Below are 17,450 nucleotides of genomic sequence, written 5' to 3'. Positions count from 1 at the left end.
AGATTAATTCAAAGAATTAAGAACTATCTTTATACTAAATTATCTTTTTTAGTGTTCTTTAAACCAATAATATTAAAAAAATATTAAAATGCTGCTTAACTAGACAAATTGACGGAAAAATATAAATAATCGAAAATTCTAATAGTAATATTCTAGAAAATGTTGTATTATATACTAAAGCTTACATTAGCGAATAAACGTGCTAAAGAGTTATTTCTACTCTCTACATATTTGACTGAGCAACATACATCTTGGTAACTCCTTTTTATTATCAAAAAGGATAAGCATAAGTATAGCAAACACTTACTTTTCCAGGATGTAAAAAACGATCTCAGTTGAGATCGTTTTTTGTTATTTGGCATATTGGGCTTTTAATTCGTTATACTCTTTTTCAGAACAGTAAACAAAATGTCCCGGAGTAATTTCACGCATTTCCAGCTCTTCATTGTCAGCGTAATTGTGGACTGCTGGGTCATAAGACTTTCTTCTGCGGGCACGTTCCGTTTCCGGATCTGGAAGAGGAATAGCAGACAGCAGTGATTGAGTATATGGATGCATTGGATTGGCGTATAAATCTTCTGCTGGCGCAAGCTCTACCAGTTTGCCGAAATACATTACACCAATACGATCGCTGATGTACTTAACCATAGATAAGTCATGAGCGATAAACAGGTATGTTAATCCTTTTTCACGCTGCAGTTTTTTCATAAGGTTTACTACCTGAGCCTGGATGGAAACGTCCAATGCTGATATTGGCTCATCGGCAATAATAAAGTCCGGGTCAACCGCAAGCGCGCGGGCAATCCCGATACGCTGTCTCTGTCCTCCAGAGAATTCATGAGGGTAACGGTTAGCATGCTCTTTGTTCAAACCAACTGTTTCCAGAAGCTCATAAACCCTCTCCATACGTTCCTTTTTGCTCTTTGCCAAACCGTGGATATCGATGCCTTCAGCAATAATATCGGCTACAGTCATACGCGGATTCAAGGAAGCATAAGGATCCTGGAAAATCATTTGCATTTTCCGGTTAAACTTTTTTAGTTCTTTTGCAGACTTTTTGCCGTGAACATCTTCACCTTCAAAAAGAACTTGACCATCTGTTGCATCGTATAATCTGATAATGGTTCGTCCAGTAGTTGATTTACCGCAGCCAGACTCACCTACAAGTCCAAGGGTCTCTCCCTTAAAAATATCAAAAGTAATCCCATCAACTGCTTTTACCATATTTGGACGGCCTACATTAAAATGCTGTTTTAAATTTTTAATTTCAAGCAATTTTTCTGCCATTATTATTTTCCCTCCTTCACTAATACAGGCTTTTCAAATGTGGAGGATAATTGGCGCATACGTCTTTTTACTGCTTCCGGCGGCTCAACCTTTGGTGCATCCGGGTGAAGCAGCCAAGTTTTTGCAAAATGTGTTTCTGAAATTTGGAACATTGGCGGCTCTTCTTCAAAGTCAATTGCTAGTGCATATTGATTTCTGGCTGCAAATGCGTCTCCCTTTGGAGGATTCGTCAGATCTGGAGGTGTTCCAGGAATTGCAGCTAATTCAGCTTTATCATCATTTTCTAAGCTTGGCATTGATGCAAGTAATCCCCATGTATAAGGATGACGCGGATCATAGAAAATTTCATCCACAGTGCCCATTTCAACAATCTGGCCAGCATACATTACAGCAACACGGTCCGCGACATTTGCAACAACACCCAGATCGTGCGTGATAAAGATGATGGAAGTATCCATTTTATTTTGAAGATCTTTCATAAGCTCCAGGATTTGCGCCTGAATAGTAACGTCAAGTGCTGTTGTCGGCTCATCAGCAATAAGCAGCTTTGGATTGGCTGCAAGAGCAATCGCAATCATGGCACGCTGTCTCATACCGCCAGAGAATTCATGTGGATATTGATTCACTCTTTTCTCAGGCATCGGAATACCAACAAGTCTCAGTAATTCAATTGCTCTATTTTTGGCATCAGTCTTCGTCATATTTTGGTGTTTAATCAGCACTTCCATTATCTGATTTCCAACCCTCATCGTTGGATTCAAAGACGTCATCGGATCCTGGAAAATCATACTGATTTCTTTACCGCGAATCTTTTCCATTTGTTTTTCTGTTTTAGGTACAATGTCTTCACCATTCATCAGGATCTGCCCGCCTGAAATTCGGCCTGGCGGCATAGGTATTAACTTCATAATAGACTGGGAAGTAACACTTTTGCCTGACCCAGATTCACCAACAATCGCTAGCGTCTCTCCCTTATGAAGGTCAAAGCTGACTCCCCGGACTGCTTTTACTGTACCTCCATATGTTTGGAATGAGACTTCTAAATTTTTTACTTCAAGTAATTTTTCCATGTTCTCACTCCTTTATTTACGCATTCTTGGATCTAGAGCATCACGCAAGCCATCGCCAACTACGTTAAAAGCAAAGATCGTTAAACAGATAAACGTAGCAGGGAAGAATAAACGCCATGGGTAGTAACGCATAGCCGGCAATCCATCATTGGCCATTGTTCCCCAGCTTGCTATCGGCGGTGTTAATCCAAGGCCAATAAAGCTTAAGAATGCTTCAGTAAAAATGGCAGAAGGGATCGTCAGCGTCATTGTGACTAAAATAGGTCCCATTGAATTTGGAATTAAGTGTTTGCCCATAATTCTGCTTGTATTTGCACCAAGCGTTTTGGCTGCCAGGACATATTCCTGATTTTTCAGAGATAACACCTGACCGCGGACAATACGGGACATATTGATCCAACCTGTAATGGACATTGCTATGATCATAGTAGACAATCCCTGTCCTAGCACAACCATTAACAAGATTACTAATAATAAATACGGTACACCATATAAAATATCGGCAAATCGCATCATACCCTCGTCTGTGCGTCCGCCCTTATAACCGGCTATACCGCCCCAAAGTACACCAATAATCAAATCAATTACAGCTGCAGCAACTCCAATGAAGATGGAAATTCGTGCACCTTCCCATGTGCGGGCAAATACATCACGGCCAAGATCATCTGTGCCAAACCAATGTTCAGAAGAAGGCGGCTGGTTTTTATTGCCCAGATCATTTGATGCATAATCATATGGAGTCATATATGGTCCAAAGATTGCCATGAAGATTAGCAGTCCTAATAATACTAATCCAAACAGGGCAAGCTTGTTTTTTCGAAATCGAATAAATACATCTTTCCAAAAAGAAAGACTAGGCTTTGAAATTTTTTCAGCTTCACCAAGCTGTGTTCCGACTAACTTGAACTTATCTTTCGAAATCTGCATAATTACTCTCCTTTCTTCCCGCCAGCAAGTTTGATGCGTGGGTCGATGATTCCGTATGCAATGTCAACAAGGAGAATAGATACAAGCAACAGAATACTGTAGAAAACTGTTACACCCATAATTACCGTATAATCACGATTGTTGATACTTGTTACAAAGTGTGCACCAAGTCCAGGAATACCGAAGATTCTTTCAATAACGAAACTTCCTGTTAAAATACCTGCGGTTAATGGTCCCATATATGTTACAACAGGTAAAAGGGCATTACGGACCGTATGTTTTACTGTAATTACTCCCCTGCTTAAACCTTTTGATTTAGCAGTCTTAATATAATCATTCGCCAGAACTTCAAGCATGCTCGAACGAGTTAACCGGGCTATAAATGCCATCGGTGTCGAAGCCAGTGCAACGGCTGGAAGAACGGTGTGCATAAATGATTCCCATCGTGCAACAGGGAAAATACCCATTTTTATTGCCAGGAAATATTGCAGGAATGATGCCATGATAAAGGAAGGTACAGAGATACCTAAGACAGCTACAATCATCGCTGTGTAATCCGGCCATCTATTATGTTTTAATGCCGCAATGATTCCTAAGAGAACTCCTACTGCAACGGCGATAAAAATGGCCTCCATTCCAAGAAGAAATGAAACAGGAAAACCTTCATTAATCAAGTCGTTTACAGTTTGGCTTTTATATTTAAATGATGGTCCAAAATCCCAGTTGACAATTCGAACCAGATACTCCCAATACTGTGCATACCATGGCTTGTCCAGCCCAAAGTGGGCATTCAGGTTTGCTTCAATTTCGGGAGGAAGTTTTTTCTCAGATGCAAAAGGGTTTCCGGGTGCAATGCGCATGAAGAAAAACGTTGCTGTAACAATCATCCATAGAGACAGAAGCATGTACACCAAGCGTTTTCCAATATATTTCGCCATTGTCAAACACCTCCAATTTATTACAATGCCTTAATCAGAAACGAAGGTATATGGGATTGTGCATCCCATATACCTTTCGTAAGTTTAGCTATGTTTATTCGAAGTGTGCCCACTTATACTGGACATCACCCAGGCCGGATACTGCAACATCTTTAAGGTTCTCAGCCTGTACCCAGTTATTAGTATAGAAATAGATTGGAGCTACTGGCATATCTTCCATGAAGATTGCTTCAGCATCCTTCAATAACTGCTGGCGAGCTTCAGGGTCAGTTTCTGTTGCAGATTTAGCAAGCAGATCCTGGAACTCTTTGCTTTCCCATCCAGTATTGTTGTTACCGCCATCAGCGTCACGGTACATTTCTAAGAAGTTGATTGCATCGTTAAAGTCACCCAACCAGCCCAAACGAGCTACTTGGTAATCCATTTGGTCTAATTTATCAAGGTATACATTCCACTCTGAGTTATCTAGAGTTACTTCAACACCAAGATTCTGCTTCCACATATCCTGAACTGCCTGGGCAATCTTTTGGTGCGCCTCAGAAGTATTATAAGAAAGAGTTACAGCTGGAAGTTCAGAAGCATCTTTCAATCCAAGCTCTTCAAGACCTTTTTGTAAATATTCTTTTGCTTTTTCTACATCATTGTCAGGGAAATAGCCCTTTTCGTTTTCTTCAAACATTGATGGAGGGACAATCGCCATTGCTGGAAGCTGTTCACCCTGAAGGATGTTATCAATTAGCTCCTGACGGTTGATGGCATGTGCAAATGCTTTACGGATATTAACGTTATTAAATGGTTCTACAGTTGTATTAAACTTGTAATTGTAAATACCTGCGATTGGCTGTGTCACTAAGCGGCCTTCGTCTTTAAGAGCCTGCATAGCGTCAGTTGGAAGGGCACCTGTTGGAGCTCCAGCCCAATCTAGTTCACCATTGTCAAACATAGATAATTCAGTATTAGGATCATTGATCATAACCATTTCAATGCTGTCAAGCTTAACTGTTTCAGCATCCCAGTATGTTTTGCTCTTTTCAAGAACAATCTTGTCACTGTGAGACCATTCAACCATATGGAAAGGCCCGTTAGTTGTAAAGTTTTCACCAGCATCAGTTGCCCATTCTGGGTTAGCTTCTGCGATTTTGCTGTTAACCGGTAAATAAGTATAGAAAGCTGTTAATTCTTCGAAGTAAGGAGTAGGGTTTACTAATTTTACTTCTAGAGTTTTGTCATCGATAGCTTTAACGCCAACGGCATCCTTTTCACCTTTGCCTGTATTGAAAGCTTCAGCGCCTTCAATGTAGTAAAGCTGGTATGCATATGTTGAATTGTTAGCAGGATCCAATGCCCACTTCCAAGCATATTCAAAGTCTTTGGCTGTTACTGGGTCTTCATTTGACCATTTAGCATCACGAATTGTGAATGTATAAGTTTTTCCGTCTTCAGAAATTTTGATGTCTTCTGCCATTGCATTTTCAGGCTTACCATCTTGATTGATGCGAGTAAGACCTTCTAAGACATTTCGCAGAACAGTTCCAGAAGTTGAATCCTGTGCTAAACCTGGGTTTAAAGATGGTGGTTCAGTGTTGATATTTACTCGTAGTTCCTGCGGTACATCGGACTTTCCGCCGTCATCTCCGCCTTTGTCGCCGCCATCAGCATTGTCTCCGCCGCCGCTGCACGCAGCAAGGAACATGCTTAGCACTAGCAGCATGCTAAAAAAGATCGATAATCTTTTGTTCACGGTATTAACCCCCTATTAATTTCCTCAAACAATACTCTTACGCTTGTCATTCACAAAAAACACAACTGTGCGCCCCAGATATATTGCTCAAATAGTCTGTTAATTCAATTTAAAAAATTTGCAGACTATTTAGAAGGCAACAAAAAAAGCAAGTTTATATTCTCTTAAAGATAGATTATCCCTATATTCTGATAATTCAGATTAAAAGAAGTAATCTATAAGATGTAAGCTATAAACTTACTCAATATGCACCATACTCTCGCTATCTGGAGTGATATAGTTTTGTTTTAAATGTAACAAATTCGTAAAGAATATGTTTGTTACGTTTATTATAAATAGTTTAAAAACTTATTGCAAGTGGCTTTTTGTACATGCAATTCAATCGAGTATGACATTTTTCGTCAAAAAGTCTTATAAATTAAGATTTTTGAGATAATAAAAAAATTTTTCATTTAAAGATTTTTTGCTATTTTAATAGGAATAACCACCCATATATTGTAAAATTCAACCCGATATTGGAGGCTATCGGTGACTTTCATTTTCCTTTTATTAACTTGATTTTTGTATCCGGATAGTTTAACTTATTATATAATATAAATAAAAATAAATTATTTAGTCGGCAATGAAAAAGATTAGTACATTTACTGAGGGTTTAGCAGAGAGTCTGTGGAAGGTGCAAACAGGCAGCCCGGTAAATCGAATGGACTTTTGAGCTTCTGAATTTTTCAGGCGTTACCCTGCGTTATCGGGGACCTATGCATTGTTCTGCATAGGGCAGAGTGACTCAGTATTTGAGTAATTAGGGTGGCAACGCGGACCATTCGTCCCTATTTTATAGGGACGAATGGTTCTTTTTTATGCTTTCAGCACCAAAATAGCTCTTTACTGCCTGTCAATTCATGATTTTTTAGGCCGATTAAAGGAGGAAAAACATGAAAACTATATTTTCCGGCATCCAGCCCAGCGGGACTATAACCCTTGGAAATTACATCGGTGCCATGAAGCAATTTGTTGAACTGCAGAATGATTACAACTGCTATTTCTGCATTGTTGACCAGCACGCAATAACAGTTCCACAGGACAGACTGGAATTAAGAAAAAACATCCGAAGCCTGGCTGCTCTATATTTAGCTGTTGGAATCGACCCTGAGAAATCCATCCTATTCATCCAATCGGAAGTTCCAGCCCATGCCCAAGCGGGATGGATGATGCAATGTGTTTCCTACATCGGTGAGCTCGAACGCATGACCCAGTTCAAAGACAAATCAGAAGGTAAAGATGCTGTATCTGCAGGACTGCTGACCTATCCACCTCTGATGGCTGCGGATATCCTGCTATACAACACTGATCTGGTCCCAGTTGGAGAGGATCAAAAGCAGCACCTGGAATTAACTCGCGATCTTGCAGAAAGATTCAATAAGAAGTACAACGACATCTTCACTATTCCTGATGTCAGAATCGCCAAAACAGGCGCGAGGGTTATGTCCCTTCAGGATCCATTAAAGAAAATGAGCAAGTCTGATCCTAATAAAAAGTCATTTATATCGTTATTAGACGATCCAAAACAAATTGAAAAGAAAATAAAAAGTGCCGTAACAGATTCTGAAGGCATCGTTAAATATGATAAGGAAAACAAGCCGGGAGTATCCAATCTCCTTTCCATTTACTCAATCCTTTCAGGGAAAACTGTTGCGGAGATTGAAAAGGAATACGAAGGCAAAGGATATGGAGATTTTAAAGCCGGCCTGTCAGATGTTGTTGTTGGAGCAATTAAACCTATTCAGGATAAATATTATGCGCTAATGGAATCGGAAGAACTTGATCTGGTACTTGATCAGGGAGCTGAAAAAGCGAATAAGGCTGCATACAAAATGATTAAAAAAATGGAAAGTGCCATGGGACTCGGCCGAAAGAGATAAGAAAAGCGGAAGCGCCCGCTTTTCGGAGACAAGTATAAGACAACCGGCTAAAAGGTTGTTCTCTAACCTTTTGGACGGATTGGCTTATGATCGCGAGCCGATGGCGCCTGGAGCTAGACAGTTATCTAAGTTTAGAATTTATACATTCCTTTCTTTAAATAAAAAACAGCCTTTTGGCTGTTTTTTTCTAATTCACTTTTGGACCGTGCTCCATTTCCCACAACTTCTCAAAAAACGGCTGTCCTTTTATTAAGTTTTCACAAAACTTCTCGTGTTTACCTGACCAGCCGTATTTACTTTCATCGTAAAGTTCATACCATGCCTCTTCGAAGTTCATTGACTGAATTTTGGAATAGCGTTCCGGGCTCCACTCCGTATACCAATAACGGATTTCAGCATCATTTTTGGAGGAATGAAGCTGATCCAGCGCCATAAACAGCAGCTGCTTAAGCTGCCTTTCTTTTCTCGTCAGGCCTGCCATCAAATCCGGAGATGGAGAAAGAATATGAAATTCCTTTAATGCTGTTTGATCATTAAATGAATAGTTTGCCGTTTCCTGATTTTCAAGCATTTCATATGCCAGCTGCTCCTGCCGCGGGATAAGTCTGCTTTTCCTGATAGGGATATTATAGCCGATTGTATCGACTGCCAATATGCCTGTCCCATCCGAAACTACAAAACAATACTCCAATTGAATACGTTCATGATTTTTCCTTAAGTAAGCTTTTTGATAAATATCATCTAGCAGTTGTTGTGGCAGCTCAGAAAGATCGTTTTCAATATAATTAAATAGAACCGGGTCAATCTTCAGCAGCGGAACCTGATCAAGCAGTTCTACGCCATCATCTTTTCTCCATTCATGAAAATGGCATACATTGTATCCATTCTCTTCTCCTTCAAACCAATTCACCCAAACATCATGAAGATACAACATTTTTCAACCCCCACTTCAACAAACTATTTGTCACTCAGTATGGGCAGTAGGAAGTAAATTTATTCCTATATTGCACTTGCAATCCATTTTTTGTAATAAATTTTGGAATGACATTGCTGTAATAAATACCTTCCCTCTATTCATTCTCACTAGTATAAGGAAAATATATGCTTAAAGTTATTATAATGATTCCGATCGGAAGCAGATAACATTCTGGACGCGAGATAATAAAATCGAAATATTCTTTGAAGGTATGGCCAGTTGTAAGCAAATTTAAATACCCTATTACACTGACTCCTCCTGAAACAGAAATCCCAAACCCGGTTAAAAGCCAAAATGCCCTAAATAACATATTCTTTACTATATGCGTGAGTCCCAAAAAGTTTTAATGCTGCCATAAACTCACTCCCAGTCCTTTTTTACATGTATATGAAGGAATTTGTTCGGATATGTACAAGCTATTGTCCTAAAGACAACAAAAAAACGCCTGACTATAGGCGTTTCTTTGCTATCTGTTGGATTTAGGATTGAAGGCATCTTTTAAGCCCTCTCCAATAAAGTTGATCGATAGGATTGTAAATGTTAGAACAGCAGCTGGCGGAATCCATATCCACCATTTACTGGTCAAAACATCCGGACTTCTTGCTTCCTGAAGCATATTCCCCCAGGTAGGAATGTTGATTGGTACACCGAATCCCAAGAAGCTTAGGCCTGTCTCAGCTACAATCATAGCTGCCAGTGTAATGGTCGCCTGAACGATAATGGTTGACATTACATTCGGCAGCAAGTGTTTAAAGATGGTCTTTGGTGCAGAGCATCCGATGGAAACAGCACTCATAATATATTCATTTTCCTTCTCAGCCATGACCTTGCTTCGAACAAGTCGGGCAGTTCCTGTCCAGCTGAGTACACTTATTACGAATATAAGGGTTCCTGTACTTGATTCGATAAAAATTGATTTTAATACGATAACAAAAAGCAGGAATGGAAAGTTCATCATAAAGTCTGTGAATCTCATTAGTGCATTATCGACCCAGCCGCCAAAATATCCCGCAGTAGCACCAACAAGAGTACCAATAGTAATAACAGCTAGTGTGATAGAGAATGCAAGCAAGAGTGAAGTCTTGCCTCCATGCAGAGTTCTGGCAAAAACGTCTCTGCCTGACTTGTCGGTGCCAAAGTAGTGATCAGCAGATGGTTCTTTGCTCATTTGTGTTAAATTGATCTTAGCTGTCTCCTCAACCGGCATAGTTAGCGGCTCAGCCAATATGGACATTGCACAGACCAGCAGCAGGAAGACCAGACTGATCATTGCCACTTTATTGCGCAAAAACTTGCGGCGGGCGAGAGCCCATGGTGATTGACTCTTCGGCGGTTTAACAGGGTCTGCTAAACCAGGCGAAGTTTGCTGTGAAATTGATGGTTCCATACTCTCACCTACCTAACTTAAACGAATACGCGGATCTACTAGACCGTATAGTAAATCTGCAACTAAATTTCCAATAAGGGTTAAAATCGTCAGCATCATGGCAATAGCCATCATGACAGAATAATCACGTGCATTAACTGATTCTACGAATAAATAACCGATGCCAGGGTATGTGAAAATGGTTTCTGTGATAATTGCCCCTCCAAAAAGATTGGCAATATCGAATCCCAGTAAAGTAACGATAGGTATGATGGAGTTTCTTAGAATGTGCTTATTATAAATCGCAGATTCTTTCGTACCTTTAGCTCTTGCTGTACGAACATAATCCTTGCGAGAGCTTTCGATCATATCATTTCTTAAGAACTGTGTATAAGCGGCTGTAGCCATGGCTCCCAGGACAATAGCCGGCAATACAGTATGTTTTGCTTTACTTAAGTAATATTCCAGAGTTCCTGCTTCTACCCCGCTGCCAATACTTCCACTGGCTGGAACCCATCCAAGATTGATGGCAAAAACATAAATGGCAACTAAAGCTGCAACAAAGCTGGGAATTGCAAGTGCTAAATAGTTAAAAGCTGATATTAAATAATCTCCAATGCTATAGGCGAAACGCCCAGAGTATCTTCCCATTAAAAAGGCCAATAAATAAGTAATTATTAGAGCTGATATTCCTAATATGATTGTGTTCGGCAAACGGTCACCAATTAATTCCATAACCGGGCGCTTATGAACAAATGAATCTCCAAAATCTCCTTGGACCACACCACTCATCCAGCGGACATACTGTACAGGAATAGGATCATTCAATCCCATCTGCTCACGCATTTCTTCAATATACTCCGGATCTGAGTTTAAAGGGTCAATTTTTCCAGATAGTGCATCACCAGGCATTAGCTTCGCCAGTGTGAAAACCACTACTGAGATAAGGAAAATTATTGGAATCATACCTATGAGTCGTCGAATTGTGTACTGTAGCATTTCCATTCCCCTTACCAAACAAAAATTTATTCGCTGGTTAAACCTGTACTCCCTGGGAGAACAAAATCCCTCAAGGAATACAGGTTCCTTTTATCCTATTACTCTACAATGTGCCACTTGTGGAACTCATCAGTTCCAAATGGAGTTACTTTAACTCCGCCCACACGCTTGTTGATCGCCCATGGATCTACACGCTGTTCGAAGAAGATGATTGGCAATTCTTCGTTAACAAGCTTTTGCCATTCATTATAGACTTCCTGACGGTGCTCTTGAACATCTTTACTAGAATCTTCAGGGAATGTTACACCCTTTTTGATAAGTGCATCAGACTCTTCGCTGTACCATCTCCACATATTCCATTTGTCAGTAGACAACCAGATGCCAGCTGGATCTGGGTCATTAGCAAGTCCCCAAGCACCCATGAATGTTTCAACAGATGGGTCATCTGCTTCAATAGTGTCATAGAATAAGTTGAAATCTTTTAATGAACCGCCGTTTAGCTTAGCATTTAAGCCAACTTCCTGCCAGGATTGAAGGATGAATTGAGCACGTGCCTCTGAAGTTTCAGCGCCTGCCATAGCATCAAAGTTAATTGTAAATGGCTTGCCTTCTGGATCTTCACGGAAGCCGTCGCCGTCTTTGTCAACATATCCTGCTTCGTCAAGTAATTTCTTTGCTTTTTCTGGATCATATTCATATGGATTGATTTCTGAATCATCAATTTTTGCCCAAGATACTGATGGGAAAGGAGTATTTAATGGTTTTCCTAAGCCGTTTGCAAAACCATCGATAAATGCCTGACGGTCAATTGCATGTGCCATTGCATGGCGAAGGGACTTATTCTGGAACTTCTTGTTATCAGATACTACTACACCTTTTTTAGTGTCATAGTGACCCCAGTCAAAAGCAATATAGCTGTAAGACATCGCATCTGCTTCTACCGGATTTACATTGTCAAGAGCTTTAATCGCTTCCCACTGATCCTTTGGAGCTTCAATAACATCGATTTCTCCGTTTTGCACTAAACCTTGCGCAAGAGAACCATCAATAATTTTGTAAACTACACCATCCAATTTAGCTGGTCCTTGCCAGTAATCATCAAAACGCTCAAATTCAATCATTTCGCCAGGTACGATGTTTTTCACTTTAAAAGGACCTACACCAATTGGCGATTTACGGATTTGATCGGAGTCCGGAAGCTCTTTAGAGGAAATATCCCCGTAATGGTGCTTTGGCTCAGGATAAATCCAGATATTTTCCAATAAGTTAACAGAAGGCTCAGTTACTGTCACTTCAATCGTATAATCGTCAATTACCTTGATGCCTTCAATTGTATCAGCTTTTCCATCTTTATATTCTTGAGCACCTTTGATCATTGCTACGTTAGCAAAACGTGCACCTTCATAAGTTGGATCTGCAATCAAATACCATGCAAATTCCATATCTTCTGCTGTTAATTCCTCACCATCATGCCATTTAACGCCTTGCTTAAGCTTGAAAGTTAATTTAGTCTTGTCTTCAGATAACTCATAATCTGCCAGATTCGGTTCAGATATAAGCTCATCATTTACTTTGAGCAAACCTTCATGCATAAACTGAAGGGCATTAACATCATCTTCACCCTCGTAATAAGCAAAAGATAAAACACCTTTAAATGGCTGAGTATAACCGAATGTTACTGTTCCACCCTCTTGAGCTTCTCCTGATGCTTTCCCATCATCTTTTGGTTCCTTATCAGTGCTGGCCTTCTCTCCGCCGCCGGAACATGCTGCCAGGAATACAGACATGACAAGCAGAAGCGAAAGCAGCCAAAATGCTGACTTCTTCATTGGTTTCCCCCCGAAAAATATTTTTTGACAAAGCCTTATTTATATAAGTGACAAGCGACTCTATGCCCAGGCTTCACCTCCTTTAAGTGCGGTTTTACACTCTGGCACTCCGGCATTGCATGTGCGCACCGCGGATGGAATGTACATCCTTTTGGAGGATCAATCGGGCTTGGCACATCGCCCTCTAAAATGATTCTTTCTTTTTTCTTGCGCGGATCCGGTTCTGGGATTGCGGATATTAGAGCTTGAGTATAAGGATGCAAAGGATCTGCATAGAGGCTGTCCTTTTCAGCGACTTCTACAAGGCCTCCGAGATACATAACCCCTATCCGGTCACTCATATGTTTAACTACGCTCAAATCGTGGGCAATAAATAAGAAAGTAAGATCAAATTCATCCTGAAGCTCTTTCAGCAGATTCAATACCTGAGATTGGACCGATACATCCAGGGCGGAAACAGGCTCATCCGCAATAATGAGCTTTGGTCTTAAAGCCAGTGCCCTTGCGATTCCGATACGCTGTCTTTGCCCGCCGGAAAACTCATGCGGGTATTTATAGTAAGCATCTTCAGGCAGCCCAACTTTCGCAAGAAGATCCATTACTTCCGGCTTCAGTTCCTTTTCGGATTTGCTGTTATAGTTTCTGATTGGCTCTGACACAAGGTGCCCAACCATCATGGTGGGATTTAATGATGCATAAGGATCCTGGAAAACCATCTGGAAGTCCTGGCGGATTTTCCTCAGACTGGTCCCTCTCACATTTGTGATATCCTGTCCGTCAAATATGATTTGTCCGTCTGTTGGTTCTAGAAGTCTGAGGATTGTTCTGCCTGCGGTTGATTTTCCGCAGCCTGATTCTCCCACCAGCCCCAATGTCTCCCCTTTCCTAATTTCAAAGGAAACATCATCAACTGCCTTAACGACCGCTACCGTCTTTCTAAGGATTCCGCCTTTTATTGGATAGTAAGTTTTTAGGTTCTTAACCTCTAAAAGCACATCATTACTGCTTTTATCCTTTTTTAAAACAGCTGTATTATTATGCTCTGTACTCATTATGCGTTCACCTCATGTTTCGGCTGGCTTGTCTCGTAAAGCAGACAGGCTACCTCATGTCCTTCTTCATTTTCTGCCAATCGAGGTGTAACTGTCAGGCATTCCGGCATTGCCTTAGGGCAGCGAGCCGCAAATTTGCACCCTGTTTTAGGCATATTTTTTAATGAAGGCACAATTCCTTTTATTGTGCTTAGCTTTTCCACTTCTTCATCCATTTTTGGAATGGCTCCCATCAGGAGCTGAGTATAAGGATGTTTTGGATTGTGGAATAAGGAATCTACATCTGTCCGCTCTGCTATCTTCCCTGCATACATAACAATTACCTCATCACACATCTCAGCCACAACACCAAGATCATGAGTAATAAGAATAACAGACATATCATTGACTTCCTGGATTTCTTTTAGAAGTTCAAGAATTTGGGCTTGTACAGTTACATCCAGAGCAGTTGTCGGCTCATCGGCGATCAGCAGCTTCGGCTGGCAGGCAATGGCGATGGCGATCATGACCCTTTGCCTCATCCCTCCTGAAAGCTGATGCGGATATTCATCTACAATTTTTTCAGGTCTTGAAATTCCCACACTTTTTAGAAGTGCGATACTTTTAAGCCGCGCTTCTCTTTTGGAGATTTTCATATGATTGAATAATACTTCCTGCAGCTGGAACCCGATAGAGAAAACAGGATTTAAAGAAGTCATAGGTTCCTGGAATATCATCGCGATATCTTTTCCCCTGATTTTATTAATCTCTGAATCTGTCATCTTCTCCAAATGAACACCGTCAAAGATGATTTCTCCATTACGGATTTGGCCAATGCCCTTAGGCAGGAGCTTCATGACAGAGAGGCTCATTACAGATTTACCGCAGCCCGACTCTCCTACGATTCCAACTATTTGTCTAGGTTTAACTCTAAAAGAAACATTATCAACTGCATTATAGTATGTACCATCTATGGAAAAAGCCGTTTCTAAATTCTTCACCTCTAGTAATGGTGCGTCTTTATGTTGACGGGGATTTGTGCTCATAGGACACCTCTTACCTTTTCGAATTATTCTGTTAATTCATTCTATTTGTCTAAAATATTATTACAAAGTTATTACAATTGCAAGATTTTTTTAAAATTTGTTAAAATTCATTTTTCTATAACAAAAAAAAAGCCCACATTTTAGGGCTTTAAAGCGATTACGACTCCAGTTTATATAAAGTTTGGTCCACAAAATATTCGGATGGCGCACTAAAAGATAGTTTTGTAGAAAAACTTTTTTTCTCTCTAAATCCCCTTACAATTTCGTAGCCAGCAGCATAACCAATTAATGGAGGGTAGGGTCTTTCACCATACAGTATCTTCTGATGGAGCCTCTCATTCTTTTTTAATTTCAACTGAGGCTTGATCAATTTATCCCATAAATTCCTGATTTCTTCTTTTGAATACCTGCTGCACCAAGATCCTCTGAACTTCTTGCCACAGTGAATTTCGACCGCATGTTCGGCAAGCCCTTCCAATATGATGGAATCAAGCAGCGTAAATTCTTCAAGACCTTTTTTCTGTGAGTTAATTCTGCAAGTATGGTGATATTCATGTACAAATAAAGCCTCTACTTCGTCTTCTGCTATATCAGAAGGAAGAAACAAAAATAGCATATTTGCGAATGAAACTCCCGATTTTCCAGAATGCCGCGAAAAAAGACCTCCCCCTGCCGCAGGAAAGATATAAACATCGATATTAGGACCGGCCCACTTCTTCTTATATTTTAAGTATATTTTTTCTGTAAAATCCCATGTTTCTCTTTCTTTTAATTCCTTGAAATCATTGCTGCTGAACCGATCAGGTTTATACATGCCGAATTCCATTAAGTATTCGTATATTTTCCGGGGATCATGATCATTGAAGAATCCTGTAAGCTTTTCACATATTTTAAGCGGTTCATTAAAGCTTTCTTCAAGCCATAAATCGGTTTTAACTATCCCATTACCTTACCTCCACATACTCGATATGTAATAAATTTTATGTAAGTGAGCGCATTTTGTTCATCAAAATAAAAAACCGATTCTAGGAGGTTAACTTCCTTTGAATCGGCTTTCGTTTTAATTTTTATTCATATCTCTTAAAGACAATGGTTGCATTGTGGCCGCCAAAGCCCAGTGAATTGCTCATTGCTGCTGTTATTTCTTTTTCCCTTGCCTTATTTGGAACATAATCCAGATCACATTCAGGATCCGGGTTTTCTAAATTAATGGTAGGTGGCAGGATCCCTTCCTTCATTGCCAGAACTGTGAAGATGGCTTCAATTCCGCCTGCAGCTCCCAGAAGATGCCCTGTCATTGATTTAGTCGAGCTTACTGCCAATTTATAGGCATGCTCTCCGAACACCTCTTTGATTGCCAATGTTTCAAATTTATCATTATAATCGGTACTTGTACCATGTGCATTAATATAATCAATATCTTCCGGCTTTAAGCCGCCATCTTCAATCGCCATTTTCATGGCTCTTGCTCCGCCTTCTCCTCCTGGAGCGGGTGCAGTGATGTGATAAGCATCCCCGGTAGCGCCATAGCCAACGATTTCAGCATAAATTTTTGCGCCGCGGGCAAGTGCATGCTCCAATTCTTCAAGCACGACAATTCCCGCACCTTCTCCAATAACAAACCCGTCACGATTCTGATCAAATGGACGGCTGGCTGTTTTTGGATCTGGATTGGTTGAAAGCGCGGTATTGGCACAAAATCCAGCTACAGACATCTTTGTTATTGGCGCTTCTGCTCCACCTGAAATCATTGCATCGGCGTCGCCGCGCTGAATAACCTTAAAGGCATCGCCGATTGAGTTTGTACCAGTGGCACATGCAGTTACTGTACATGAGTTAAACCCTTTTGCCCCTAAATATATCGAAACTTGACCAGTTGCCATGTCCGGAATCATCATTGGCACGAAGAATGGGCTCACCCTTCTGTACCCGCGTTTCATAAATGTTTCATATTGATTTTCAAAAGTTTCCATACCGCCAATGCCTGAACCAATCCAAACACCGATGCGATGTGCATTTTCATCTGTAATCTGAAGGTTTGCATCCTTTACGGCCATAAAGGATGATGCAACAGCATAGTGTGTGAAGCGGTCCATTTTTCTTGCATCTTTTTTGTCAATATATTCTTCAGGATTGAAATCCTTTACCTCAGCAGCAACCTTAGCCGGATATTCATCTGCATTTAATCTAGTCAGAGGGCCAACACCTGAAACCCCTGATTTAATATTGTTCCATGTCGTCTCTGTATTATTTCCAAGCGGTGTCACAGCTCCGATGCCCGTAACGACAACTCTTCTTTTATTCATTTTGATGCAGCTCCT

At 40.5% G+C, this 17,450-nt stretch carries 14 protein-coding genes and 1 other annotated feature; of the genes, 1 reads left to right on the top strand and 13 read right to left on the bottom strand.

From position 1 onward, the window contains the following. Positions 1 to 351 precede the first annotated feature (351 nt). The 5 genes from JI665_RS01370 to JI665_RS01350 form a co-directional block, all read right to left on the bottom strand. Positions 352 to 1,287: an ABC transporter ATP-binding protein gene (locus tag JI665_RS01370; RefSeq protein WP_206835316.1), complete on the bottom strand. Its 936-nt coding sequence runs from the start codon at positions 1,285 to 1,287 to the stop codon at positions 352 to 354. Between the two features lie 2 nt (positions 1,288 to 1,289). After that, complete coding sequence (locus tag JI665_RS01365) at positions 1,290 to 2,357, bottom strand: ABC transporter ATP-binding protein (RefSeq protein ID WP_206835313.1); 1,068 nt, start codon at positions 2,355 to 2,357, stop codon at positions 1,290 to 1,292. A 12-nt stretch (positions 2,358 to 2,369) separates the two neighbouring features. Further along, entirely contained in the window at positions 2,370 to 3,287 is a 918-nt protein-coding gene (locus JI665_RS01360) for an ABC transporter permease (protein WP_370224732.1), read from the bottom strand. Beyond that, complete coding sequence (locus JI665_RS01355; RefSeq protein WP_206835310.1) at positions 3,287 to 4,222, bottom strand: ABC transporter permease; 936 nt, start codon at positions 4,220 to 4,222, stop codon at positions 3,287 to 3,289. The genes JI665_RS01360 and JI665_RS01355 overlap by 1 nt, the downstream gene beginning before the upstream one ends. A gap of 94 nt (positions 4,223 to 4,316) precedes the next feature. Further along, a complete protein-coding gene (locus JI665_RS01350; protein WP_206835308.1) occupies positions 4,317 to 5,963 on the bottom strand; it encodes a peptide ABC transporter substrate-binding protein in 1,647 nt (548 codons plus the stop codon). 613 nt (positions 5,964 to 6,576) lie between these two features. Beyond that, positions 6,577 to 6,795, top strand: a binding site (T-box leader). 100 nt (positions 6,796 to 6,895) lie between these two features. On the opposite strand from JI665_RS01350, the gene trpS reads away from it, so the two are divergent. Further along, positions 6,896 to 7,882: a tryptophan--tRNA ligase gene (gene trpS / locus JI665_RS01345; protein WP_206835306.1), complete on the top strand. Its 987-nt coding sequence runs from the start codon at positions 6,896 to 6,898 to the stop codon at positions 7,880 to 7,882. Positions 7,883 to 8,069: 187 nt separating this feature from the next. On the opposite strand, the gene JI665_RS01340 is transcribed toward trpS, so the two are convergent. From JI665_RS01340 to fabF, 8 genes are all read right to left on the bottom strand, one after another. After that, complete coding sequence (locus JI665_RS01340; RefSeq protein ID WP_206835304.1) at positions 8,070 to 8,816, bottom strand: YjbA family protein; 747 nt, start codon at positions 8,814 to 8,816, stop codon at positions 8,070 to 8,072. A gap of 508 nt (positions 8,817 to 9,324) precedes the next feature. Continuing rightward, the gene (gene opp4C / locus JI665_RS01335) at positions 9,325 to 10,245 is read right to left on the bottom strand and encodes an oligopeptide ABC transporter permease (protein WP_206835302.1); all 921 of its coding nucleotides are present in this window, start codon (positions 10,243 to 10,245) and stop codon (positions 9,325 to 9,327) included. A 12-nt stretch (positions 10,246 to 10,257) separates the two neighbouring features. Further along, positions 10,258 to 11,223, bottom strand: coding sequence for an oligopeptide ABC transporter permease (gene opp4B, locus JI665_RS01330; RefSeq protein ID WP_206835300.1), 966 nt, complete (start codon positions 11,221 to 11,223; stop codon positions 10,258 to 10,260). A gap of 98 nt (positions 11,224 to 11,321) precedes the next feature. After that, positions 11,322 to 13,052: an oligopeptide ABC transporter substrate-binding protein gene (opp4A, locus tag JI665_RS01325; protein ID WP_206835298.1), complete on the bottom strand. Its 1,731-nt coding sequence runs from the start codon at positions 13,050 to 13,052 to the stop codon at positions 11,322 to 11,324. Positions 13,053 to 13,087: 35 nt separating this feature from the next. Then, positions 13,088 to 14,104 carry an ABC transporter ATP-binding protein gene (locus tag JI665_RS01320; RefSeq protein ID WP_206835295.1) on the bottom strand — a complete coding sequence of 339 codons (1,017 nt, stop codon included), beginning with the start codon at positions 14,102 to 14,104 and terminating at the stop codon, positions 13,088 to 13,090. Then, entirely contained in the window at positions 14,104 to 15,129 is a 1,026-nt protein-coding gene (locus tag JI665_RS01315; RefSeq protein ID WP_206835292.1) for an ABC transporter ATP-binding protein, read from the bottom strand. Before JI665_RS01315 ends, JI665_RS01320 begins: the two co-directional genes overlap by 1 nt. Positions 15,130 to 15,286: 157 nt before the next feature. Beyond that, positions 15,287 to 15,943 (bottom strand): DUF2268 domain-containing putative Zn-dependent protease, encoded by a 657-nt coding sequence (locus tag JI665_RS01310; protein WP_244671065.1) that lies wholly within the window; start codon positions 15,941 to 15,943, stop codon positions 15,287 to 15,289. A gap of 253 nt (positions 15,944 to 16,196) precedes the next feature. Then, positions 16,197 to 17,435, bottom strand: a complete 1,239-nt coding sequence (gene fabF / locus JI665_RS01305; RefSeq protein WP_206835286.1) for a beta-ketoacyl-ACP synthase II — start codon at positions 17,433 to 17,435, stop codon at positions 16,197 to 16,199. Between the last annotated feature and the right edge of the window lie 15 nt (positions 17,436 to 17,450).

The organism is Bacillus sp. NTK034 (assembly GCF_017303275.1).
Lineage (GTDB): Bacteria > Bacillota > Bacilli > Bacillales > Cytobacillaceae > Cytobacillus.
Note: the sequence above shows the minus strand (reverse complement) of the source record. Positions and strands in the feature narration are given on the sequence as shown.